Genomic DNA, 21,629 nt, shown 5'->3' on the forward strand with positions numbered 1-21,629 from the left:
TGCCAGCTTCAGCTCGCGCGGCGGGCGGCCGTCGCGATCGGTCGTCACGGCGTCGATATACATCTCGTCATGACGGGTATAAAGGATGTGCGGGGCGAGGGTGACGACCATCTTGTTATAGGTCACCTTCAGGCACTTCTGGAGCGCGATCGCTTCAAAAATCTCGGTCGGGGCTTGCATGATGAGCATTCCCTGACGGATTTTGGCGATTCTTTCAATTGCTTTGTGCGCCGCACCATTTCCTTCCGTGCAATCGTTGCGGCGAATGGTTTACTGGTGGGGCAACAGGTGGAGCCGCTCGCGCAGCGTCCAGCGCGCGACCAGCAACACCGCTGCGGCGCCGAGCCCGCTTGCCAGGCCAAGCCAGATGCCGACGCCCTGCAGCCCGAACGGGAAAGCAAGCAGCGTCCCGACGCCGATCCCCACCACCCAGTACCCGATCAGCGCAAAGACCATTGGCACGCGCGTGTCCTGGACGCCACGCAAGACGCCCGCGCCCACCGCCTGCGCGGCGTCGGCCAGCTGAAACAGGGCGGCGACGGCCAGGAAGCTGACGGCCAGACTGACCGTGCGCGCATTGGCCGGATCCGCCAGATCGAGAAAGGCGGAGACCAGGGTGCGCGGTATCAGGATAAGCAGAGCCGCCGCGCAAAAGGCAAAGCCGGTGCCGATGCCCAGCGCCAGCCAGCCCGAGCGCCCGACGCCGGCGCGGTCGCCGCGTCCATAGGCAATGCCCACCCGCACGGTCGCGGCCTGACCAATGCCCATCGGCACCATGAAGACGAGCGCCGCGATCTGGATCGCGACCGCATGGGCGGCGAGCGAATCCCGGCCGATCAGTCCCATCAGGAAGGCCGAGGCATTGAAGACGCTCGTTTCAAAGCCCAGCGTGATGGCGATGGGCAGGCCCAGCGCCCACACCTGACGATGCCGATCCCGATCGGCGGACCAGAAACGGCCGATCAGCCGATAGCGCCGGAAACGCCGGTCGATCAGGATCACGGCCAGCAGCCCGAAGAACAGGAAGCTGGACGACAGGGTACTGGCCAGCCCGGCTCCAAACAGGCCAAGCGCGGGCAACCCCAGATGGCCGAAGATCAGCGCCCAGCCTGCCGCGACGTTGAGCGGGATCGCCGCCAGCATGATGACGAGGCCCCAGACCGGCCGTTCCAGCGCGGCGATGAAGTTGCGCAGCGTCGTGAAGCCCAGGAAGGGGAGCAGCGCCCATTGCAGCCCGCGCATCAATTCGCCTGCGCCGCGCGCGAGATCGGGCTGTTGCCCCAGCGCCAGCAATATGGCTTCGCAATACCAGAGGATGACCCAGGACGGGATCACAAAGAACAGGGCGGCGCGCAGCGTCTGGTGCACGGTGCGGCGCACGTCGCGCACGCTATGGCGGCGGCGGCCACGTTCGCTGGCGATCAGGGGCGAGGCGGCCGTGACAAGGCCCATGCCGAAGATCAGCAGGGCATGGAACAGATTGATGGCGAGCGCGCCCGCCGCCACGCTTTCCGCGCCCCGGCGACCAAGCAACAGCAGGTCACTGGCGGCAATGGCGGACCAGGCGATGTTGCCCGCGATCATCGGCAATGCCAGCAGGATGAGCGCACGCGCTTCGGTGCGCCAAGGATGGGTGGATGTCATGACAAATTTTGGCGAAGAGGCGCGCATCTTCGCTCACGCTCCGAAAATTGCGGCTTTAATGCTTTTTGAACAGGTGCAGCACAGCGACGATAAGGCCGCCCACCACCAGCCCGACGATAGCACCGCCAATGGCGTTGACGATCCAGTCGGCCGCTGCGCCGATCGCGGGCAGGGCCTGCGCCGCGGAGGCCGCCAGATGATGGATGGCACCGGGCACCAGATCCAGGTGGAATTCGTGCAGGCCATGGACGATGAGGCCGCCGCCGACCCACAGCATCGCGGCGGTGCCAACGACGCTCAGCACCGACATCAGTACGGGCATCGCCTTGACGAGGCCCCGACCCAGCGCCTGCGTGGCGGCTGATGACCGCTGCGCCAGGTGGAGGCCGATATCGTCCATCTTCACGATAAGCCCGACCACGCCATAAACGCCAGCCGTGATCAGCAAGGCGACGATGACAAGGACAACAGCCTGTTCCCAGATCGGCTCGCTCGCCACCGTGCCGAGTGAGATGGCCATGATCTCACCTGACAGGATGAAATCGGTGCGGATGGCGCTGGACACCTTTTGCTGTTCCAGTTCGGCGGAACTGTGCGTCTGAATCGCCTCTTGCGCGACGTCATGGCCTTTGCCCATCGCCGCGATCAGCTTTTCGACGGCTTCGAAGCAGAGGAAAGCGCCGCCCGCCATCAGCAGCGGCGGCAGCAGCCAGGGCGCAAAGGCCGACAGCAGCAGCGCAGCCGGCAGCAGGAAGAGCAATTTGTTGCGGAGCGACCCCTTGGCGATCTGCCAGATGATCGGCAGTTCGCGCTCGGGGCTGAGGCCCATGACGTAATTGGGGGTGACGGCCGTGTCGTCAATGACGACGCCCGCCGCCTTGGAACCTGCCCGGCCTGCCGCGCCGGCGACGTCGTCGAGCGAGGTGGCGGCCAGCTTGGCGATGCCCGCCACATCATCGAGCAGCGCAATCAAACCCGAAGGCATGATGGAAAATCCCCTGTTGCAGGCGGCAAAGGCGCCGCCTGTCCGGTCGCTCCCTTACCGGGCGCTGATCAGGGGGGCAATGGGCCTCATGCGTCGAAACACCGAGTCAGAAATTGCCCGGCGGATCGCTGGCGGGAAAGCTTTCGTCCGCCTGTTCATCGACCTTGTCCCAGCTTGGCTCGCCGCCTTGCGGTCCAGCGTCGCGCACGACGCCGGATGATCCGACCGGGCCGCGATCATCGGCCTCTCCGCCGCCCATCCAGTCGCGCCATCCCTTGACCGCGAAATAGCCCAGGCCCGTGACGATCCCCAGCTTCAAAAGCCCCTTCATGATGGTGTCTCCTGCTTTTTATGAAGATGAACCCAGTCCGCGCGGTCATGGCTGACCGCATCGGGCGTCAGTTGCATGTCCCCTTCTTCGTCGGTCCCCAATGGCGGCTCGGTTTCCGGCGCCGTCTGTGCCAGCGACCAGCGGTCGCGCAGCGCGGCCTCGATCATCGCGCCCCAGGCGGATGCATCGCCCGCTTCGCGCATGGCGGCGTCGGGTTCCTTGAGGATAGCCAGGATGCTCGCGGCGTCCTCCACGCGAGCGGGCCAATGGTCGGGCTGTTCCGCCGCCAGGTGACGCGCCAGTCTTTCGATAAGGGAACGATTTTCCATGGCTGTCGAACGCCCGGCCGCATGGGCCGTTCCGGATTTCGTTTCGCCTGCGCGACTTAATGTCGGCGGAAAGGCATGGCGTTTAACCTGTCTTGCTTTTTGCGGATCGCGTCAGGACCGGACGACAAAAAAGCCGCCCGTCGCCGGGCGGCTCTTTCGTTTGGATCCTGCAAGGAAACTCAGGCTTCGTCTTCGGCCGGGGTTTCTTCCTCGGTGTCCGCGGCGATTTCACCGGGCTCCGCATTGGGATCATAGTCTTCGGTGAAGCCGGCCTCGTCCTTTTCGAACATTTCGGCCATCACGTCGACACCCTGCGCCTGCAATTCGGCCTCTTCAGGCGAACGCGCGACGTTGACGGTGACCGTCACGGCGACTTCGGGGTGCAGCGCGACCTTGACGTCGAACACGCCCAGCGTCTTGATCGGGCGTTCCAGCACGACCATTGCCTTGGTCACATTGGTGACGCCGTCGGCGTGCAGCGCGTCCACCACGTCGCGGACCGCGACCGACCCATAAAGCTGGCCGGAGTTGGACGACTGGCGGATGAGCACGATCTGCTTGCCGTTGACACCTTCGGCCGCCTTTTCAGCGTCGCCACGACGGGCGGCGTTTTCGGCTTCGATGCGGGCGCGGTTGGCTTCGAACACCGCCTTGTTGGCGTTGTTGGAGCGCAGGGCCTTCTTGTTGGGCAGCAGGAAGTTACGCGCATAACCGTCCTTGACGGTTACGACGTCGCCGATCGCGCCCAGCTTCTCGATGCGTTCGAGGAGAATGATTTCCATGGGTCTTTCTCCCTTACTTCACGATGTAGGGCAGCAGGCCCAGATGACGGGCGCGCTTGATGGCCGAAGCCAGCTCGCGCTGCTTCTTGGCCGAAACGGCGGTGATGCGGCTGGGGACGATCTTGCCGCGCTCGGACACAAAGCCCTGAAGCAGACGGACGTCCTTATAATCGATCTTCGGCGCATCCTTGGCGGCGAAGGGGCAGCTCTTGCGGCGGCGGAAAAACGGGCGTGCCATGATCTAGATCTCCTTATTCGCCAGCGTTCGCGTCTTCGCGTTCGCGGCGCGGGCCACGATCGCCATCACGGCCGCCACGGTCGCCGCGCGACCCGCGGTCGCCACGATCCGAGCGTTCCTGCTTGCGCATCATCACCGACGGGCCGGTTTCCAGCTCGTCCACCTTGACGGTCATGTAGCGGATGATGTCTTCGTTGATCTGGGTCTGGCGCTCCAGTTCCGCGACGACGCCGGCAGGGGCGTCGATGTTCAGCATCACATAATGCGCCTTGCGATTTTTGGCGATCTTGTAGGCCAGGCTGCGCAGGCCCCAGGTTTCAACCTTGGTAACCTTGCCGTCCATGTCCTCGACGATCTTGGTGGCGGTTTCCGCCAAAGCGTCGACCTGCGCCTGTGCCAGATCCTGGCGCGCAAGGAAGACGTGCTCATAAAGAGCCATGTCATTGCCTCATCTGTTGGCCGATCGCTGACGCCCACCCCATGTGGAACGCCCCTCCGGCTGTCGTCTCAACTGCATTCACTCCCGCAGGGCCGAGTCACCCCGGTCCTGTTGGAAGCGGCGCCTATGACGCAAAGGCCGGGGAAAGGCAAGGCGCGTTTGTGCAGCATGATCCTGCCAGAAGCCGTTCGTTCCGAATAGCGAGCGCGCTTGTGGAAATGGCGTATCGAGGGATAGATTGGCGTGCGACCCGGCGATACGGGTCTTCGATACGCTCGGCCCCTATTCAGGGCGAACGGGAGGGGAGCAGAAAATTCCATGCCAATCGCGATCGCCGCCCTGTCCCTTATCCTGCTGATGATTGCGGCCTATCGCGGCATGAGCGTCATCGTCATGGCGCCGTTGCTCGCCATGCTGGCGGTGCTGCTGACGGACCCGGCCGCTGTGCCGGCGGCCTTTTCGGGCCTGTTCATGGAAAAGGCGGCGAGTTTCCTGAAGCTCTATTTTCCCGTCTTCCTGCTCGGCGCGCTGTTCGGCAAGCTGGTGGAAATTTCCGGCTTTTCCCGCGCGATCGTGACGGCGGTGATCGGATTCATCGGGGCAGGGCGCGCCATCCCGGCGATCATGATCGTCACTGCCCTGCTGACCTATGGCGGCGTGTCGGTCTTCGTTGCGGTGTTCGCCGTTTATCCATTCGCTGCCGAAATGTTTCGGCGGGCCGATATTCCCAAGCGCCTGATCCCCGCCACCATCGGCCTTGGCGCGCTGACCTTCACCATGGATGCGTTGCCGGGCACGCCGCAGATCCAGAACATCATTCCCGCCAGCTTTTTCGGCACGACGGCTTGGGCCGCGCCGATCCTGGGGCTGATCGGATCAGCCTGCATCATCACGGCGGGCCTTGCCTATCTGGGCTGGCGGCGGCGCAGCCTGATGGCGGCGGGGGAGGGCTATGGCGCGCCCAGCCATCTCGTCAATGAACCCGACCAGCAGGACGCGGGCGCGACCATTCACCCGCTGATCGCGCTGCTGCCGCTGCTGGTCGTGGGTGTCGGCAATTTGCTGCTCACCATGGCGATCCCGCGCTGGGCAGGGGGCAAGGCGGTGACGTTGGCGCTTCCCGGCATGGCCGATCCGGTGTCGGTTCAGGTCGCGCAGATGGCGGCGCTATGGGCTGTCGAAGGGGCGCTCTTGCTGGGGATCGGCACGATCCTGCTTTTCGCCTTTCGCCCCGTCGCGCAACGCTTTGCCGACGGATCCAAGGCTGCCGTCGGCGGCGCGCTGCTGGCGGGCATGAACACGGCGGTGGAATATGGGTTCGGCGCTGTTATCGCCGCGTTGCCGGGCTTCCTGATGGTCAAGGAAGCCCTGCGTGCAATCCCCAACCCGTTGGTCAATGAAGCCATCACCGTGACGTCGCTTGCCGGCATCACCGGGTCGGCGTCCGGCGGCCTGTCGATCGCGCTGGCGGCGATGGCCGACCAGTTCGCGGCAGCGGGCGACGCGGCCGGCATCCCGCGCGAAGTGCTGCATCGTGTCGCCTCCATGGCGTCGGGCGGGATGGACAGTTTGCCGCACAATGGCGCGGTCATCACGTTGCTGGCCGTCACCGGCCTGACCCATCGTCAGGCCTATAAGGATATTTTCGCGCTGACGGTCATCAAGACGATGACGGTCTTTGTCGTCATCGCCGTCTATTATCTGACCGGGCTGGTCTAGCCCCGGTGCATTTCGGCCGATCCGATGAAATGCGCCCGGGTCGACGGCCCGGCATGGTCCAGCAGCTTTGCTACCTTGTCCTTTAGGGCCGAGGCGGGCTGAAAAGGATCATCATAGGCCATGCCCCATTCGCCAAATTCGCGCGCGTCGATCGACGCGTCGCGCAATTTGACGATCGCATTGTGCCGGCCATCGCGCGTGATGCGCTGGTAGATGCGCTCGACGGCATCCCTGGGACCTTCCAGGACCTGGAGGAAGCGTTTGCTGTTGAACAAGAGCAGCCCGGTGACGCCATCGACGCGATTGCGATCCTCCGCATCCTTGGCGATGGCGGCGCATTGCGTGGCCGAAACCGGCCCGGTCGCGCTGCTGATATACATGATCTGATGCAAGGACATGACCCAATCTCTTGAAAATGGCCCCCCGACCGGCCCGCAATTAAGCGGAAAACCCTTAAAGATCAGTATTTGACTTCGATCAGCAAAAAGCCCGGAGGCTGGGGCCTCCGGGCTTTCAAAAGGATGAGGATAATGTAGGGGTTAACGAATAACGCTGCCCACCACCGCGCCGATGATGCCGCTGGTGATGGCGATCAGGACGGCGTCATTGCCCGAGCGCACCCACTGATATCCGCGCGGCGGAGCGCTCAGCCGATAATCGCGATAGTTGTTCACGACGCGATAATGGGTGGCATAGCGGCGGTCGAAACGCTGACCCTTCGCCCAGCGGCGGGCGGGCGTTGCCTTGCGGACTGTGGTCTTCTGCTTCACGACCGTGCGGCCGTGCGGCCTGTGCTTGACGACGGTGCGGGTCACTTCCTGCCGGTGCGGCGCCGCCTGCGCCTGAGCGGTGACGATGGGGCTGGCGACCAGCGTGGTGGTGGCCAGGGTCATGATGATCTTCTTGAACATAGTCTGCTCCTTTGCCTGTGATCGGGCGCCGCGTTCCGGCGTCGAAAATAGATTTAGGAGGCGGTTGTCGCGCGGATGTGTCGTCGGGTGCGCAACTTTGTCTGAAAATGTAACAAGCTGAATTTCAAACTGAATATCGGTTCATCGGCGGTGATTGACGGCGCAGCGCCTATTCGTGGCGCAGCGCGTCGATGGGATTGAGAGCGGCGGCGCGGCGTGCTGGGAAATAGCCGAACACAACCCCGATCGCGGCCGAAAAGAGGAAGGCGATAAGATTCACCTTCACGTCGAAGAGGAATGGCACCTGCATCAGTGGCGCGATGGCGAGCGACGCGATCAGCGCCAGCAAAAGCCCGATCAGGCCGCCGAGGCACGACAGCACGATGGCTTCGACCAGAAACTGCATCAGCACTTCGCGCGCGACCGCGCCGATGGCGAGGCGGATGCCTATTTCCCGCGTGCGTTCCGTCACCGACACAAGCATGATGTTCATGATGCCGATGCCGCCGACCAGCAGGGAGATGGCCGCCACCGCACCGACGATCTGGGTCAGGATGGTGGTGGTGCCGGTTAGCGTGTCGCTGATCTGCTTGGTGTCGAAGACGTTGAAATTATCTTCGGCACCCGGTTTGATCTTGCGCCGTTCGCGCATCAATTCCTCCAGGCTGGTCTGGACGGTCGATGTGTCATAGGCATCATCGACCGCCACCATGATCTGGCTGACGTCGCGGTCGCCGGTGAAGCGCCGCTGCACAAAGCGGATCGGCATGACGACGACATCGTCCTGATCACCAAAGCCGCCCTGGCCGCGTGTCGACAGAACGCCGATCACCTGGCAGGACACGCCCTTGATGCGCATGCGCTTGCCCAGCGGGTCATTATTCTGGAACAGGTTGGTGCGCACGGTATTGCCGATGACGCAGACCGGCTTTCCGGCCTCTTCCTCTTCGGGCATGAACAGCCGTCCGTCGGCGACTTTCCATTGCTGGACTTCGGAATAGGCCGATGTGGTGCCATAGACGGTGGTCGACCAGTTATTGCCTTCATAGATGGCGGTGCCGCTCGACTGGACCAGCGGGGCGACCGCGCGCACGCCGGTCAGCTGGTTCTCAATCGCGGTCAGGTCTGCTTCCTTGAAGTCGGGCGGACGCGGCCCGCCGCCGCCACGACCAAAGCCTTGGCCGGGGCGCAATTGCAGCACATTGGCGCCCAGCGAGCTGATCTGTTCGCGCACCGCCGCCGTCGCGCCATTGCCCAATGTGACCATGGTCACGACGGCCGCCACGCCGATGATGATGCCAAGCGTGGTCAGGAAGCTGCGCAGCTTGTGCCGGTTGATCGCGCGGAAGGCGAGGATGATGGTGGTGCCCAGCATTATGCGCCTGCTCCTGCGTCCACCCGTTCGACCAGCCCGTCCTTGAAATGGACGATGGTGCGGGCAAAGGCCGCCATGTCCGGCTCATGCGTGACCATCAGCACGGTGATGCCGCTATTGCGGTTGAGGTCGGTCAGTAATTCCATGATCTCGATCGACCGTTCGGAATCGAGGTTTCCGGTGGGCTCGTCCGCCAGCAGCACATCAGGCTGCGTCACAATGGCGCGGGCGATGGCAACGCGCTGCTGTTGACCGCCAGACAGTTCCGCGGGCGTATGGTCCCACCAGGGTTTGAGGCCCACCTTATCGAGCGCCGCCATGCCCATGTCGTAGCGCGTCTTCTTGTCCTCGCCGCGATAGAGGAGGGGCAGTTCCACATTTTCGAGCGCGGTCGTGCGCGACAGCAGGTTGAAGCCCTGAAACACGAAGCCGAGATAGCGGCGGCGCAGCAGCGCACGCTGGTCGCGGTCGAGTGTTTCGACATGGCGCCCCTTGAACAGGAATGCGCCCCCCGATGGCACGTCGAGGCACCCCAATATGTTCATCGTGGTGGACTTGCCGGAGCCCGAAGGCCCCATGACGGCGACGAAATCCCCCTGCGCGATGTCGAGGTCGATGCCCTTGAGCGCCTGAAAGGCGGTCGGCCCCTCGCCATAAATCTTGGTGACGCCGCGCAGCGAGATGATGGGTTTGTCGGTCATCAGCGGTCAGGTTCCGCTCTGCCGTCCGGTGCCGCGCGTCTCCGTTGGTTCGCTCTGGCCCTGCGTGGGCGCGACCGGCGCGGTTTCGGGCGCGGCGTCGCCTGAATTGCCCAGCTTGCCCATGCTCGCCGGGCTGCCATCGGTCGATGGATTACGCGGCCTTTGACCTGTCCCCTTGTCCTGGGTGTTGCCCGCGTCGGCCTTCTGGTCCTCGGCCGGCGCTTCCTGGCCCGCCGCGAGTTGCCCTGTGATGACCTTCATGCCGGATTTGAGGTCGCCCCCGGTGATGACGGTGCGCGATCCGTCACTGGCGCCGACGACCACTTGAACCGGCTTGGGATTGCCGTCTTCACCCAGCACATAAACGGTCTGGCTGCTGCCCGCGCCGAAATTGACCTGGCGATTGCCGCCGCGGCGGAAACGGCGCGGGCCGGGCAGCACGCTGGTGATGCCGCCGCCATCCGATGCGCCGCTGCTGGGCTTGAAGCGCAAGGCGCTGTTGGGGACCAGCAGCACGTCATGCAATTCCTGCGTCACGATGTCCGCCGTCGCCGTCATGCCGGGGCGCAGAATTTCGTCCTGATTGTTTACAGACAGCACGGCCGTGTAGGCGACCACGGTGCCGGTGGTGCTGCTGGAACTGCTGGAAGTGGAGGAGGAACTGGCGCTGCTCGATGCGTTCGACCCGACATTCACCCGCGTGACCTTGGCCGGGAAGCTGCGGCCGGGGAAGGCGTCGACGGCGAAGGTCGCAGACTGGCCTTCCTTCACCTGACCGACATCGGCCTCGTCCACCGCGACCTCGACCTCCATCTGCGTCAGATCCTCTGCGATGGTGAAGAGCACCGGCGCATTCAGGGACGCGGCGACCGTCTGCCCCGGCTCGATATCGCGCGACAGCACGACGCCGGTAACGGGCGACACGATCTGCGCGATCGACAGGTTGGTCTGGGCGCTCGACAACTGGGCCTGCGACGCCGTTACCTGCGCCTGGGCCGATCGCAGATTGGCGATCGCGCTCTGATAATCGGCGCGCGCGGCGTCGAGCTCCGTTTTCGCGGGAACCCGGCCGCCCGACAGCTTGAACACATTTTCCTGCCGGTCGAGCGTCGCCTTGGCCAGTGCGACCTGCGCCTGCGCCTGCGCGACGCTGGCCTGCGAGGAGGCGACCTGGGCGCGGTTCTGGTTCACCGTGTCGACCAGCCGCCGCGTGTCGAGTTCGGCCAGCTTCTGCCCGCGCGTCACCCGGTCATTCACGTCAACATAGACTTGCGTGATCTTGCCCGATTGTTCGGAGCCGACATCCACCTGATTGATGGGTTTCAAATTGCCGGTCGCTGACACCGTGACCGTCAGGTCTCCCTGCCGCACAGCGCGGGTCGCATAATTGGGTTTGTCGTCGCCACCAAAACAGCGGGCGATCAGCAGGATGGCGATCAGCAACGCGATGCCGATGCCGCCGCGGATCACCCATTTGCGCCACGGTTTTTCCGGCTTGGCGCCAAGGAAGTCATTGAGGTCCTGATCGGTGGTCATGTCATTGCTCATCGGGGCGGTCGTCCATGCTCTGCCAGCCGCCGCCCAGCGCATTATAGAGCTGGGCGATGGCAAGGGCTTCGTCGGCTTGCGCGGAAGCTAGGCTGTTGCGGGCGTTCAAAAGCGTATTTTCGCTGTTCGACAATGTCTGGAAGTCGATCAGACCAGCCTGATACTGGCTGCGCGCCAGGATCGCGGCGTTGTTCGACGCATCATAGGCGATTGCGAATTCCGCCTTGCGCGCGCGAGCGCTGGTGAGAGAGGCCATCGCGTTTTCGACATCCTCCAGCGCGCTCAGCACATTTTGCTTATAGGCGGCGAAGGCGGCTTCGGTCGCGGCCTTTTGCGCACGCACCTGCGATGCCAGCCGCCCGCCATCGAAAATGGTCTGCGCGACATTGGCGAACACGCCGCCGGTGATGAGCTCGAACAGCTGGCTGAACGCGTTCGACGTAGTGCCGATATTGCCACTGATGCCGAGCGAGGGATAAAGCTGCGCCTGTGCTACGCCGATCCGGGCGGTTGCAGCGGCAAGCGCGCGTTCGGCGCTACGCACGTCCGGGCGCTGGCGCAGCGTATCGGCCGGAATCCCGGTCGCAATATCGGTTGACGGCTGCGGGATGGGGGCGGGCGTTTCCAGCGTCCGCGTCGCGTCGCCCGGCGCCTGGCCCGTCAGCACCGCGATGCGGTTGAGGCTGCCTTTGAGGCTCGCCTCCAGCTGCGGGATGGTGGCGTTGGTCTGCGCCAGCTGCGCGCGGGCCTGCTGCTCGTCGAGTGAGGAGACGAGGCCCGCCTGCAACCGCCAGCTGGCGATCTGATAATTGTCGCGCTGCACCGCCTGGGTTTCGCGCGCTACCTTGAGCTGCGCCTGCGCCAGCCGCGCCTGAACATAATTGTTCACCAGTTCGGATATGACCGTCATGCGCACCGTGGCGAGGTCGAAGCCCGACGCTTCCAGATCAGCGCGCGCCGCTTCGCGCCCGCGCCGCAATTCGCCGAACAGGTCGAGTTGCCAGCTGGCGTTGATGCGGGCCGAATAGCTGCTCGACCAGTTGCCGCCGCCGCCGCCAATCGGATTGCCATTGGCGTCCAGACGGCCGCCGGCATCCTGGCTGCTGTAGTTACGCCCGCCCGTCGCGGAACCGCTCAGTTGCGGCAGCAGGCTGGCATTGGACTGGATCAGGCTTTCGCGCGCCTGCCGCAGCCGCGCCTGCGCTTGCACGACGTCCAGATTATTGGCCACCGCCTGGTCGATGAGCGCGCTCAAGGCCGGGTCGTTGAGGCGCGTCCACCATTGGCCAAGCTGCGCTTCGCTGAGCGCCGCGCCATCGCCCGCGCTATAGGCGGCCGGCACGCCCAGCGCGCCGATTTGCGGCGCGCGATAATCCGGGCCGGCGGCGCAGGCGGACAGCGTCAGGGCCGTCCCGCTGATCCATGCTAGGCGATATCGCACCTTTTCCTTGCACTCCGTCGTCGTTAAAGGGGCCGCTTCATGCCGATCCTTTGAGGGATCGGCGACCATATATGTCCTGACTGCCGCAGGGGTGTGTATGGCTCAACGACATTTATGTCTCAAAGTGTAACGGCAGTGAAAATCAGCGCTTTTCGCGAGCGCTTCGGGCTTCGAGGTGAATGATGCGGGCATTTCTATTTCCGGGACAGGGCAGCCAGTCGGTGGGCATGGGCAAGGCGTTGGCGGATGCCAGCGGCGCGGCGAAGGAGCTGTTTCAGGAGGTGGACGAGGCCCTGTCGCAGCATCTGTTCCGCATCATGGTGGAGGGACCGGACAGCGATTTGACCCTCACGGAAAATGCCCAGCCCGCGATCATGGCCAACGCCATCGCCACGCTGCGTGTCATGCAGAAGGAAGGCGGCTTTTCGCTGGCCGACAAGGGCGATTATGTCGCCGGGCACAGCCTGGGCGAATATAGCGCGCTGTGCGCGGCCGAGGCGTTCGATATCGGCACCACGGCGCGCTTGCTCAAATTGCGGGGCCAGGCGATGCAGGCCGCCGTGCCGGTGGGGGAGGGCGCGATGGCCGCGTTGCTGGGCGCAGATATCGACAAGGCGCAGGCGCTGGCGGACGCGGCCGCGCAAGGCGAGGTGTGCACCGTCGCGAATGACAATGATCCCACGCAGGTGGTGATTTCTGGCCATCGCGGCGCGATCGAGCGCGCGGTGGCGATGGTGAAGGACCATGGCATCAAGCGCGGGGTGCTGCTGCCTGTGTCCGCGCCCTTCCACTGCCCGCTGATGCAGCCGGCCGCCGAAGCGATGGAGGCGGCGCTGGCAAACGCGGCGATCAACGCGCCGCTGCTGCCGGTCTACGCCAATGTGCTGGCCGCGCCGATCGCCGACGGCGAAGAGATCAAGGCCCGCCTGGTCGAGCAGGTGACGGGCCGCGTGCGCTGGCGTGAATCCGTGGCGGCGATGTGGGACGCGGGCGTCACGGACTTCGTGGAGGTCGGCGGCAAGGTGCTCGGCCCGATGGTCAAGCGCATCGCCCCCGACGCGACCGTGCGCAGCATCGTGACGATGGACGACATCGAAGGCGCGCTGGCGGCGTTCTGATCTTTGTTCGCGCGCAGGCGCGAATGCGCGGAGGGCTTGGTGACGCCGATCGACGCCATCACCAAGGATGCGACCGGTGGCGCGGGCATGGAGGAACAGCTTCGCGGCCCTGTGAATAATCATAATGACTTGGCGATTACTGCGCCTCTAAGCGAACGAAATATAATGGAGTAGACTGACATGTTCGACCTGACAGGCATGACCGCGCTGGTGACGGGCGCATCGGGCGGGATCGGTTCGTCGATCGCCAAGGGGCTGGCGGCGCAGGGCGCGACGTTGGCGCTGTCCGGCAGCAATGAGGACAAGCTCAAAGCCTTCGCCGCGGAATTGGGCGGCGACCACCAGACGGTGGTCTGCAACCTCTCCGACCCGGCTTCGGTCGACGCGCTCGTGCCCCAGGCGGTCGAGGCGCTGGGCGGCAAGATCGACATTCTGGTCAACAATGCCGGCATCACGCGCGACAATCTGATCCTGCGGATGAAGGATGAGGAATGGAGCCAAGTGATCCAGGTCAATCTGGAGGCTGCCTTCCGCCTGTGCCGCGCGGCCGCCAAGCCGATGATGAAGGCGCGCTTTGGCCGCATCATCTCCATCACATCGGTCGTGGGCGTCACCGGCAATCCGGGGCAGGCCAATTATTGCGCGTCCAAGGCGGGCATCATCGGCATGTCCAAGTCGCTGGGCCAGGAACTGGCGAGCCGTGGCGTGACCGTCAATTGCGTCGCGCCCGGCTTCATCCGGTCAGCCATGACCGATGCGCTTAATGACACGCAAAAGAGCGCGATCCTGGCCAAGATTCCGGCGGGCGACCTGGGCGGTGGGGATGATATCGGCGCGGCCGTCGTCTACCTCGCCAGCAGGGAAGCGGGCTATGTCACGGGGCAGACGCTGCACGTGAATGGCGGCATGGCGATGATCTGACCAAGGCGGGGGAGGGGCATCTTATTGGATGCCCCTTCTGCCGATCATTGGAAAAGGATCATGCCTCTATCCCCTCCAGTGCGGTAAAGCGCTGCGACCATAAAGCGCCATAGACCGCCATCCACTGCACCACAGGGGCAAGGCCCTTGGCACGCGCGGCATAGAAGGTTTCCCGACCCGCCCGGCGGACGGTCACGAGTTCGGCGCGCTTGAGCTTGGCCATGTGGCGCGACACCATGGGTTGCGATACGCCCGATATGGCGGTCAGCGCGTGGACGCTCTGTTCGCCCTCGCGCACCAGATGTTCCAGCAACGCGCGGCGGGTGCCATCGGACAGGGCCTTGAACTGCGCGTCGATGGTAGCGCTGCGATCATCCTGCAATATCTTCGTCATGGAAATGCCATAACCATAGGGTTATGAATGATGCAAGGTCGGTCGCGATCAGGCGCCCTTTGGCGGCGTTAACCAAAAAAAGTCGCGTCCATTCTGTGGGTGAGTCTTTTGAGTCACACCGCCCGATATGGAGTCTGGCGGGCCGCGAACGACTCAATATCTTGTGGGTCCCCGCTTCGTTCTCCCCATCATTAACCAATATGTGAAGTCGGTGGCTTAAGCTGCTGATCTTGACGCCGGACTCCGCAGGACTCATCGCATGGTCCTCAAGGAACATATGGGGGCAAGCAGCATGGGTGTCATGGAACGGGTCGCGGCGCCGCGACGAAAAAAGGCGGTTGCGCCGGTTGCGATCGAGGCGGCGCCGGTCCCGGTTGACACCTTGCTGCGTGGCGACTGCATCGCGCAGATGGCGGCGCTGCCCGACAAGTGCATCGACATGATCTTTGCCGACCCGCCTTATAATCTTCAACTGGGCGGCGACCTGTTCCGGCCGGAAGGCAGCCGGGTCGATGCGGTCGATAATGACTGGGACAAGTTCGACACGCTGGGGTCCTATGACCGCTTCACCAAGGCGTGGCTGCGCGAGGCGCGTCGCATCCTGAAGCCCAATGGCACCATCTGGGTGATCGGCAGCTATCACAATATCTTTCGCGTGGGCTCCGCGCTTCAGGATGAAGGCTTCTGGATCCTCAACGACATCATCTGGCGCAAGGCCAACCCCATGCCCAATTTCAAGGGCACGCGCTTCACCAACGCGCATGAAACGCTGATCTGGGCGAGCCAGGGCGAGGATGCGAAATATACGTTCAACTACAAGGCGATGAAGACGCTGAACGACGAATTGCAGATGCGGTCGGACTGGGTGCTGCCGATCTGCGGCGGGCAGGAGCGTTTGAAGCGCAACGGGACGAAGGCGCATCCGACGCAAAAGCCCGAATCGCTGCTCTATCGCGTGCTGCTGTCCTGCACCAAGCCGGGCGACGTGGTGCTCGATCCCTTTTTTGGCACCGGCACCACCGGCGCGGTCGCCAAGCGCCTTGGCCGGCGCTGGATCGGCATTGAGCGCGAAGAGGATTATATCGAAGTCGCACTGGAGCGCATCGCCGATGCGCTGCCGCTCGATGAATCGGCGCTCACCATCATGCAGAGCGCTCGCAGCCAGCCCAAGGTCGCGTTCGGCACCCTGGTCGAAACCGGCTATCTCAAGCCCGGCGCGATCCTCACGGACACAAAGCGCCGCTGGCAGGCGCAGGTGCGCGCCGATGGCTCGCTGGCGGTGGGAGCCGATAGCGGCTCCATCCACAAGATGGGCGCCACGCTTCAAGGAGCGCCGAGCTGCAATGGCTGGACCTTCTGGCATTATGAGGCGGAGGGCGGCTTGAAGCCCATCGACGCGCTGCGCCAGACCTATTTGCTCGCCAACGAGCCGTAATCGGCGCGGAGACCATATGGTTGCCATGCATCCCATCCCCGCCGACGCGCGCCTCATCCTCAAGCCCATATGGTTCGTGCCGACGCCGATCGGACTGGCCGATGGTGCGGCCGTCCGCATGGGTAATGGGCTGATCTGGTTTCAGGGCTATGAGCTGAGCGCGTTCAGCGGCGCGCAGCGGATCGCGCGGAAGACCATCCCCGTCGCGGATTTCGATATAGCGGTGGCGTCGCTGCCTGAACCCCTGGCGGCGCGGGCGCGGTGCCTCGCCGCGAACATCTCCGCGCCGCGTCCGCCGCTTGCCCTGGGCGATCGCACGATCCGGTTCGATGCGCCGCAGGTGATGGCGATCCTCAACATCACGCCGGACAGTTTTTCCGATGGCGGCGCGCATATGGACGATCCGCAGGCGGCGGCCGACGCTGGCTTTGGCATGGCGGCGGCGGGGGCGGCGCTGATCGACGTGGGCGGGGAATCCACCCGGCCAAAGGCCGCGAAGATCTGGGAAGGTGACGAAATCAAGCGGGTCGTGCCGGTCATCGAAAGGCTGGCCGCGTCGGGCGTTCCGGTGTCGATCGACACGCGCAAGGCGGCGGTGATGGAAGCCGCGCTCGCCGCCGGGGCCGGCATCGTCAACGATGTGAGCGCGCTGGCGCATGATCCGCGCAGCCTGGAAGTGGTCGCACGCGCGGGTTGCCCGGTCATATTGATGCATGCGCCATCGGCCGGCGATGACCCGCATCATAATCCCGCCGGCTATGGCGATGTGGTCGCCGATGTGTTCTATCATCTGGAGGCGCGCATCAAGGCGTGCCTCGATGCTGGGATCGCGCGCGAGCGCATCATGGTCGATCCGGGGCTGGGCTTCGGCAAGACCCTGTCGGACAATCTGGCGCTGGTGAACGGCCTTGCGACATTCCAGGGGCTGGGCCTGCCGCTGCTGTTCGCGGGCAGCCGCAAGCGGCTGATCGGCGCGCTGTCCAACGAGGCGCCCGCCGCCGATCGCCTTGGCGGATCGGTCGCGCTGGCGTTCCGCGCCGCGCAACTGGGCGCGCAGATGGTGCGGGTCCATGATGTGAAGGAAAGCGTCCAGGCGCTGCATCTGTGGCGCGGCCTGGCCGACGCGGGCCTGAGCGCTATTTAGTAGCGGGTATTATTTTACCCGTCAGCAAAGCCGCGCATTTGCTTGACTTGGGCGCCAAGACTCGTCATTAGCGCCCCACTTCCGGATGTCGGCTTCGATGTCCGGTTTCATTTTTCTTGTTTGGAGATTGGCACCATGAAGGCGCTGATGAAGACCACCAAGCCGGCGACCCCGGCAACGGTCGAAAAGAAGTGGATCCTGATCGACGCGGAAGGTCTCGTCGTCGGCCGCCTCGCTTCGACCGTGGCGAATATCCTGCGCGGCAAGCACAAGCCGTCCTTTACCCCGCATGTCGATTGCGGTGACAATGTCATCATCATCAACGCGGGCAAGGTGAAATTCACCGGCCGCAAGATGACCGACAAGGTCTATTACAAGCACACCGGCTATGCCGGCGGCATCAAGGAAACCACGCCCGCCAAGATCCTGGAAGGCCGTTTCCCCGAGCGCGTGCTGGAAAAGGCCGTCGAGCGCATGATCCCCCGTGGCCCGCTGGGCCGCCAGCAGATGCGCAACCTGCGCATCTTCGCCGGCGCAGAGCACAACCACGAAGCCCAGAACCCCGAAGTGCTCGATTTCGCATCGCGCAACCGCAAGAACAAGGTGGGTGCATAATGTCCGATAACCGTCAGTCCCTGTCCGACCTCGCGTCGCTGGCCGCCAACGCGCCTGCCACGGCCGCGCCGGCCGCCGCTGAAGGCGAAGCGCCTGCCGCTGCGCCGGCCGCGCCCTCGGCTCCGCTGCGCCAGCAGGAAATCGACGCCCAGGGCCGCGCTTATGCGACCGGCCGCCGCAAGGATGCCGTCGCTCGCGTGTGGGTGAAGCCGGGCACCGGCAAGATCACGGTCAACGGCCGCGATCAGGAAATCTACTTCGCCCGTCCGACCCTGCGCCTGGTGATCAACCAGCCCTTCGGCGTGACCGATCGTGTTGGCCAGTATGACGTCGTCTGCACCGTCAAGGGCGGTGGCCTGTCGGGCCAGGCCGGCGCGGTCAAGCATGGCATCGCCCAGGCGCTCAGCAAATATGAACCGGCGCTGCGCAGCGCGGTCAAGGCCGAAGGCTTCCTGACCCGCGATAGCCGCGTCGTCGAGCGTAAGAAGTACGGCCGCGCCAAGGCACGCCGCAGCTTCCAGTTCTCGAAGCGCTAAGCGTCCAGAACAAATGGATTGGGGAAGGGGCTGGTTTTCCAGCCCCTTTTTCTGTGCCTGCGCCGCTTTCGCTTGAGTGGCCGATTGTGATGCCATAGCGATGGTGCAACGGGGTTGGGCAAGACGGGATAACGGGGGATATGAGACATTTCGGGTGGCTGGCGGCGTCTGCGGCCATGGGGATCGCTGCGCCTGCATGGGCGGGAGAAACGCCGCTATATCAACCCGCGCCGGCATGGATCACGCCGGCCGTCATGCCCAAGATAGCGGTTGGCGCCGATGCCCCCACGACGCTGATCCTGGACAATCAGTACAGGATCGAAAAGGGCCAGCTGTGGAGCTATGCCGATATCGCAACCCGCGCAGGCTCCGCAGAGGAACTCACCCGCCTGTCGTCGCTCACCCTGCCATGGGCGCCCGACAAGGGCGACCTCATCATCCATCAATTGTCCATCCTGCGCGGCGACGAGGTGATCGACGCCTTGGCGGGCGACAGGAAATTCACCGTGCTGCGCCGTGAAGAACGGCTGGAGGCGTTACAGATCAGCGGCATCCTGACCGCCACCATGGCGGTCGAGGGGGTTCGCGTCGGCGACATCGTTCGCCTGCGCTATTCTGTGGTGTCGAAGGACGAAGCGCTCGCCGGCCATGTCCAGAATGTTACCGGCCTGCCAGCCGCGCCGTTTCGGCTGGGCTATGGCCGCGTGCGGGCCTTATGGGCCGATGGCAGCGCCCCGCACTGGAAATTGCTGGCCAAGGATGTCGAGGCCGAACCGGTCAAGAAAGGGGGTGTGACGGAACTGACCTTCGCGCTGCCGCTCTCCAAGCAGCCGGAGATGCCCGCCGACGCGCCGAGCCGCTTCACCCATCCGCCCCTGTTTGAAATGTCGAGCTTTGGCAGTTGGGCCGATGTGTCGAAGACCATGGCGCCGCTCTATGCGACCGGCGGCCTGATCGCCGACGGATCACCGCTGGCGGTTGAACTGACCAGGCTGAAGGGCATGGCTGGCTCGGCCATGGACAAGGCCGCCGCGGCGTTGCAACTGGTTCAGGACAATGTCCGCTATCTGATGGTGGGCATGAACGGCGGCAATTACGTGCCGCAAAAGCCGGCCGACACCTGGGCGCTGCGCTATGGCGATTGCAAGGCCAAGACATTGCTGTTGCTGGCGATGTTGCGCGGGCTGGATATCGAGGCGGAACCGGTGCTCGCCAGTTCGGCGATGGGCGATTTCGTGCCCGAACGCCTGCCGAGCGTTGCCGCTTTCGATCATGTCTTGGTTCGTGCGGTAATAGACGGGAAGAGCTATTGGCTCGACGGGACGGGCCTGGGCACACGGCTGGAGGATATTGGCGACACCCCCCAATTTGGCTGGGTGCTGCCCGTGCGGGGTACAGGCGCCGATCTGATGGCGATCGCCACCCATGCCAATGCCCGTCCCGCCATCGACATAGAGGTCAACGCGGACGAAAGCGGGCATGAACGCCTGCCGAGCGTGTTCGATGCCAAGGCCGTGTTGCGGGGGCAGATCGCGACGATGATCAACGCCGGCCTGGGGCAGATGGACGCCAAGCGCCGCGATGAACTTATCCGCGGCTTTTTCAACGAACAGATCGGCACCGCCCAATATGCAGACGTGGGTATCGCCACCGATCCGGCTTCAGCGACGGTCAGCTTCACCGCGCGCGGCGTCACCACGTCGCCGTGGGAACTGACCGACCGCCGCTATCGCCGAAGCACAAGCAAGTTGATCGACGCGATCAGCTTCGCACCGGACCGCGCGCGACCGGCGTGGCTGGACATTCCCGCGGCAACCAGCGCGCCGATCGGCGTCCGCTATCATCTTCGCCTGCGCCTGCCCCATGGCGGGAAAGACTACAGGATCGAGGGCGAGCAAGATCTGAGCAGAAGCGTCGCGGGCTATGACCTGCGCCGGACCGTACGACTGGACGGCGGTGTGCTGGAGGTCGATGAACGCACCGACGCGACCGGCGTCGAGATCGCGGCGGATCGCCTGCCCGACGAGCGCGACGCTCTGGCGACGGTGCAAGCCGGCTCGCCGCGCGTGATTGGCACGGAAAAGCCGACCTATCTGTGGGATTACGACGCGGCGACCATCGCGTCCTGGCCACAGTCGAAAGCGGTCGAGGCGATTTTCGCCAAAGCGATCGCCGCCGATGCGGAAAATTCTGACGGCTATTCCAGTCGCGGTAATTTTCGCTGGGGCATTGGCGATTACAAAAATGGCCTGGCCGATCTCGACAAGGCCATCGCCATCGAACCAAGCGTCGCCCTCTATCTGCAAAGGGCCTATCGCCGGTTTCAGACCGGTGATGTCGCGGGCGCTCTGGCAGACGGGCGCTTGGCCCGCCAGCTTGACCCCGCTTCCGGTGGTGCGGTCGCTACTGTCGCGAGCTATCTTGCCGAAAGCGGGAAGCTGGATGACGCCCTGGCAATCGTCGACGCCAAGATCGCCATCGGCGGGGAGCAGCGCGACGGCTATCGCAATTACAAGGCCAATCTGCTCGGCACCTATGGCGATGCGACCAAGGCCTTGGAGATCATCAACGCGCAACTCGCTGAAAAGCCGGGTACGACCAGCCTCTACAACGACCTGTGCTGGATCAAGGGCACCCGCAACATCGATCTTGAAAGCGCGAAGCAGGATTGCACCCAGGCGGTGGAGCTGAGTTCGGGCAGCATGGCGGCGATCGACAGCCGGGCCATGCTCTGGTTCCGCATGGGGCGGTTCGAAGACGCTCTGCGCGATCTGGACGTGGTCGTCGCGCAGGAGCCGGAAAAGGCGCCCAGCCGCTTCATGCGTGGGATCGTGCTCAAACGGCTCGGCCGGAACAGTGATGGCGACGCCGAACTGGTCATCGCGCGGCGCATCGACCCGCACATCCCTGCGACTTATGCACGTTTCGGAATCACGCCCTGATTAAATCGTAACGGCTCCGTTCCAATGGAAACTTTGCAGCCCTGCCAACAGTTGAAAGACTGTTATTGCAATGAAGTTCTT

The 21,629-nt window shown here is 64.2% G+C and carries 22 protein-coding genes and 1 pseudogene; 8 read left to right on the forward strand and 15 right to left on the reverse strand.

Annotation, left to right across the window (positions count from 1 at the left end; all coding sequences use genetic code 11):
- From SKA58_RS05060 to rpsF, 8 genes and pseudogenes are all read right to left on the reverse strand, one after another.
- Positions 1-180: pseudogene (locus SKA58_RS05060) on the reverse strand (hypothetical protein); the annotation flags it as partial.
- A 90-nt stretch (positions 181-270) separates the two neighbouring features.
- Positions 271-1,644 (reverse strand): MATE family efflux transporter, encoded by a 1,374-nt coding sequence (locus SKA58_RS05065; RefSeq protein ID WP_037542604.1) that lies wholly within the window; start codon positions 1,642-1,644, stop codon positions 271-273.
- Between the two features lie 55 nt (positions 1,645-1,699).
- A complete protein-coding gene (locus SKA58_RS05070; RefSeq protein ID WP_009821294.1) occupies positions 1,700-2,629 on the reverse strand; it encodes a DUF808 domain-containing protein in 930 nt (309 codons plus the stop codon).
- A 106-nt stretch (positions 2,630-2,735) separates the two neighbouring features.
- Positions 2,736-2,960 (reverse strand): hypothetical protein, encoded by a 225-nt coding sequence (locus tag SKA58_RS05075; protein ID WP_009821295.1) that lies wholly within the window; start codon positions 2,958-2,960, stop codon positions 2,736-2,738.
- Positions 2,957-3,289, reverse strand: a complete 333-nt coding sequence (locus SKA58_RS05080; RefSeq protein ID WP_009821296.1) for a hypothetical protein — start codon at positions 3,287-3,289, stop codon at positions 2,957-2,959. Before SKA58_RS05080 ends, SKA58_RS05075 begins: the two co-directional genes overlap by 4 nt.
- A gap of 179 nt (positions 3,290-3,468) precedes the next feature.
- Positions 3,469-4,071 (reverse strand): 50S ribosomal protein L9, encoded by a 603-nt coding sequence (rplI, locus tag SKA58_RS05085; RefSeq protein WP_009821297.1) that lies wholly within the window; start codon positions 4,069-4,071, stop codon positions 3,469-3,471.
- A 13-nt stretch (positions 4,072-4,084) separates the two neighbouring features.
- The gene (gene rpsR / locus SKA58_RS05090) at positions 4,085-4,309 is read right to left on the reverse strand and encodes a 30S ribosomal protein S18 (protein WP_009821298.1); all 225 of its coding nucleotides are present in this window, start codon (positions 4,307-4,309) and stop codon (positions 4,085-4,087) included.
- 13 nt (positions 4,310-4,322) lie between these two features.
- Positions 4,323-4,748, reverse strand: coding sequence for a 30S ribosomal protein S6 (rpsF, locus tag SKA58_RS05095; protein ID WP_009821299.1), 426 nt, complete (start codon positions 4,746-4,748; stop codon positions 4,323-4,325).
- A gap of 318 nt (positions 4,749-5,066) precedes the next feature.
- On the opposite strand from rpsF, the gene SKA58_RS05100 reads away from it, so the two are divergent.
- On the forward strand, positions 5,067-6,467 hold the full coding sequence (locus SKA58_RS05100; RefSeq protein ID WP_009821300.1) for a GntP family permease: 1,401 nt from the start codon (positions 5,067-5,069) through the stop codon (positions 6,465-6,467).
- On the opposite strand, the gene SKA58_RS05105 is transcribed toward SKA58_RS05100, so the two are convergent.
- The 6 genes from SKA58_RS05105 to SKA58_RS05130 all read right to left on the reverse strand — a co-directional run bounded on the left by SKA58_RS05105 (position 6,464) and on the right by SKA58_RS05130 (position 12,443).
- Complete coding sequence (locus SKA58_RS05105; protein ID WP_009821301.1) at positions 6,464-6,865, reverse strand: BLUF domain-containing protein; 402 nt, start codon at positions 6,863-6,865, stop codon at positions 6,464-6,466. The genes SKA58_RS05100 and SKA58_RS05105 overlap by 4 nt on opposite strands.
- A gap of 141 nt (positions 6,866-7,006) precedes the next feature.
- On the reverse strand, positions 7,007-7,378 hold the full coding sequence (locus SKA58_RS05110; RefSeq protein ID WP_009821302.1) for an RcnB family protein: 372 nt from the start codon (positions 7,376-7,378) through the stop codon (positions 7,007-7,009).
- Between the two features lie 169 nt (positions 7,379-7,547).
- Positions 7,548-8,753 carry an ABC transporter permease gene (locus SKA58_RS05115; protein WP_009821303.1) on the reverse strand — a complete coding sequence of 402 codons (1,206 nt, stop codon included), beginning with the start codon at positions 8,751-8,753 and terminating at the stop codon, positions 7,548-7,550.
- Complete coding sequence (locus tag SKA58_RS05120; RefSeq protein ID WP_009821304.1) at positions 8,753-9,454, reverse strand: ABC transporter ATP-binding protein; 702 nt, start codon at positions 9,452-9,454, stop codon at positions 8,753-8,755. Before SKA58_RS05120 ends, SKA58_RS05115 begins: the two co-directional genes overlap by 1 nt.
- Positions 9,455-9,460: 6 nt before the next feature.
- Positions 9,461-11,002: an efflux RND transporter periplasmic adaptor subunit gene (locus SKA58_RS05125; RefSeq protein ID WP_037542147.1), complete on the reverse strand. Its 1,542-nt coding sequence runs from the start codon at positions 11,000-11,002 to the stop codon at positions 9,461-9,463.
- The gene (locus SKA58_RS05130) at positions 10,992-12,443 is read right to left on the reverse strand and encodes an efflux transporter outer membrane subunit (RefSeq protein WP_037542606.1); all 1,452 of its coding nucleotides are present in this window, start codon (positions 12,441-12,443) and stop codon (positions 10,992-10,994) included. Before SKA58_RS05130 ends, SKA58_RS05125 begins: the two co-directional genes overlap by 11 nt.
- Positions 12,444-12,625: 182 nt before the next feature.
- Between SKA58_RS05130 and fabD the strand changes: the two genes are divergently transcribed.
- Entirely contained in the window at positions 12,626-13,561 is a 936-nt protein-coding gene (fabD, locus tag SKA58_RS05135; protein WP_037542607.1) for an ACP S-malonyltransferase, read from the forward strand.
- A gap of 180 nt (positions 13,562-13,741) precedes the next feature.
- Positions 13,742-14,482, forward strand: a complete 741-nt coding sequence (gene fabG, locus SKA58_RS05140; protein ID WP_009821309.1) for a 3-oxoacyl-[acyl-carrier-protein] reductase — start codon at positions 13,742-13,744, stop codon at positions 14,480-14,482.
- Between the two features lie 58 nt (positions 14,483-14,540).
- On the opposite strand, the gene SKA58_RS05145 is transcribed toward fabG, so the two are convergent.
- The gene (locus SKA58_RS05145; RefSeq protein ID WP_009821310.1) at positions 14,541-14,876 is read right to left on the reverse strand and encodes an ArsR/SmtB family transcription factor; all 336 of its coding nucleotides are present in this window, start codon (positions 14,874-14,876) and stop codon (positions 14,541-14,543) included.
- A gap of 292 nt (positions 14,877-15,168) precedes the next feature.
- On the opposite strand from SKA58_RS05145, the gene SKA58_RS05150 reads away from it, so the two are divergent.
- The 5 genes from SKA58_RS05150 to SKA58_RS05170 all read left to right on the forward strand — a co-directional run bounded on the left by SKA58_RS05150 (position 15,169) and on the right by SKA58_RS05170 (position 21,548).
- Positions 15,169-16,311, forward strand: a complete 1,143-nt coding sequence (locus SKA58_RS05150; RefSeq protein ID WP_037542608.1) for a site-specific DNA-methyltransferase — start codon at positions 15,169-15,171, stop codon at positions 16,309-16,311.
- A gap of 16 nt (positions 16,312-16,327) precedes the next feature.
- Positions 16,328-17,455: a dihydropteroate synthase gene (folP, locus tag SKA58_RS05155; RefSeq protein WP_009821312.1), complete on the forward strand. Its 1,128-nt coding sequence runs from the start codon at positions 16,328-16,330 to the stop codon at positions 17,453-17,455.
- Between the two features lie 135 nt (positions 17,456-17,590).
- Complete coding sequence (gene rplM, locus SKA58_RS05160) at positions 17,591-18,070, forward strand: 50S ribosomal protein L13 (protein WP_009821313.1); 480 nt, start codon at positions 17,591-17,593, stop codon at positions 18,068-18,070.
- A complete protein-coding gene (rpsI, locus tag SKA58_RS05165; protein ID WP_009821314.1) occupies positions 18,070-18,606 on the forward strand; it encodes a 30S ribosomal protein S9 in 537 nt (178 codons plus the stop codon). The genes rplM and rpsI overlap by 1 nt, the downstream gene beginning before the upstream one ends.
- 140 nt (positions 18,607-18,746) lie before the next feature.
- Complete coding sequence (locus SKA58_RS05170) at positions 18,747-21,548, forward strand: DUF3857 domain-containing protein (RefSeq protein ID WP_232209368.1); 2,802 nt, start codon at positions 18,747-18,749, stop codon at positions 21,546-21,548.
- Positions 21,549-21,629: the final 81 nt, after the last annotated feature.

This window comes from Sphingomonas sp. SKA58 (assembly GCF_000153545.1).
Classification (GTDB): domain Bacteria; phylum Pseudomonadota; class Alphaproteobacteria; order Sphingomonadales; family Sphingomonadaceae; genus Sphingobium; species Sphingobium soli.

Coding starts and splice junctions, on each gene's coding strand:
- SKA58_RS05120 (WP_009821304.1), bottom strand. CDS start 9,454: ATGACCGACAAACCCATCATCTCGCTGCGCGGCGTCACCAAGATTTAT.
- SKA58_RS05065 (WP_037542604.1), bottom strand. CDS start 1,644: ATGACATCCACCCATCCTTGGCGCACCGAAGCGCGTGCGCTCATCCTG.
- rpsR (WP_009821298.1), bottom strand. CDS start 4,309: ATGGCACGCCCGTTTTTCCGCCGCCGCAAGAGCTGCCCCTTCGCCGCC.
- SKA58_RS05100 (WP_009821300.1), top strand. CDS start 5,067: ATGCCAATCGCGATCGCCGCCCTGTCCCTTATCCTGCTGATGATTGCG.
- SKA58_RS05070 (WP_009821294.1), bottom strand. CDS start 2,629: ATGCCTTCGGGTTTGATTGCGCTGCTCGATGATGTGGCGGGCATCGCC.
- SKA58_RS05110 (WP_009821302.1), bottom strand. CDS start 7,378: ATGTTCAAGAAGATCATCATGACCCTGGCCACCACCACGCTGGTCGCC.
- SKA58_RS05125 (WP_037542147.1), bottom strand. CDS start 11,002: ATGAGCAATGACATGACCACCGATCAGGACCTCAATGACTTCCTTGGC.
- fabD (WP_037542607.1), top strand. CDS start 12,626: ATGCGGGCATTTCTATTTCCGGGACAGGGCAGCCAGTCGGTGGGCATG.
- rpsI (WP_009821314.1), top strand. CDS start 18,070: ATGTCCGATAACCGTCAGTCCCTGTCCGACCTCGCGTCGCTGGCCGCC.
- SKA58_RS05080 (WP_009821296.1), bottom strand. CDS start 3,289: ATGGAAAATCGTTCCCTTATCGAAAGACTGGCGCGTCACCTGGCGGCG.
- SKA58_RS05105 (WP_009821301.1), bottom strand. CDS start 6,865: ATGTCCTTGCATCAGATCATGTATATCAGCAGCGCGACCGGGCCGGTT.
- fabG (WP_009821309.1), top strand. CDS start 13,742: ATGTTCGACCTGACAGGCATGACCGCGCTGGTGACGGGCGCATCGGGC.
- rplI (WP_009821297.1), bottom strand. CDS start 4,071: ATGGAAATCATTCTCCTCGAACGCATCGAGAAGCTGGGCGCGATCGGC.
- rplM (WP_009821313.1), top strand. CDS start 17,591: ATGAAGGCGCTGATGAAGACCACCAAGCCGGCGACCCCGGCAACGGTC.
- SKA58_RS05150 (WP_037542608.1), top strand. CDS start 15,169: ATGGGTGTCATGGAACGGGTCGCGGCGCCGCGACGAAAAAAGGCGGTT.
- SKA58_RS05170 (WP_232209368.1), top strand. CDS start 18,747: ATGAGACATTTCGGGTGGCTGGCGGCGTCTGCGGCCATGGGGATCGCT.
- rpsF (WP_009821299.1), bottom strand. CDS start 4,748: ATGGCTCTTTATGAGCACGTCTTCCTTGCGCGCCAGGATCTGGCACAG.
- folP (WP_009821312.1), top strand. CDS start 16,328: ATGGTTGCCATGCATCCCATCCCCGCCGACGCGCGCCTCATCCTCAAG.
- SKA58_RS05115 (WP_009821303.1), bottom strand. CDS start 8,753: ATGCTGGGCACCACCATCATCCTCGCCTTCCGCGCGATCAACCGGCAC.
- SKA58_RS05145 (WP_009821310.1), bottom strand. CDS start 14,876: ATGACGAAGATATTGCAGGATGATCGCAGCGCTACCATCGACGCGCAG.
- SKA58_RS05075 (WP_009821295.1), bottom strand. CDS start 2,960: ATGAAGGGGCTTTTGAAGCTGGGGATCGTCACGGGCCTGGGCTATTTC.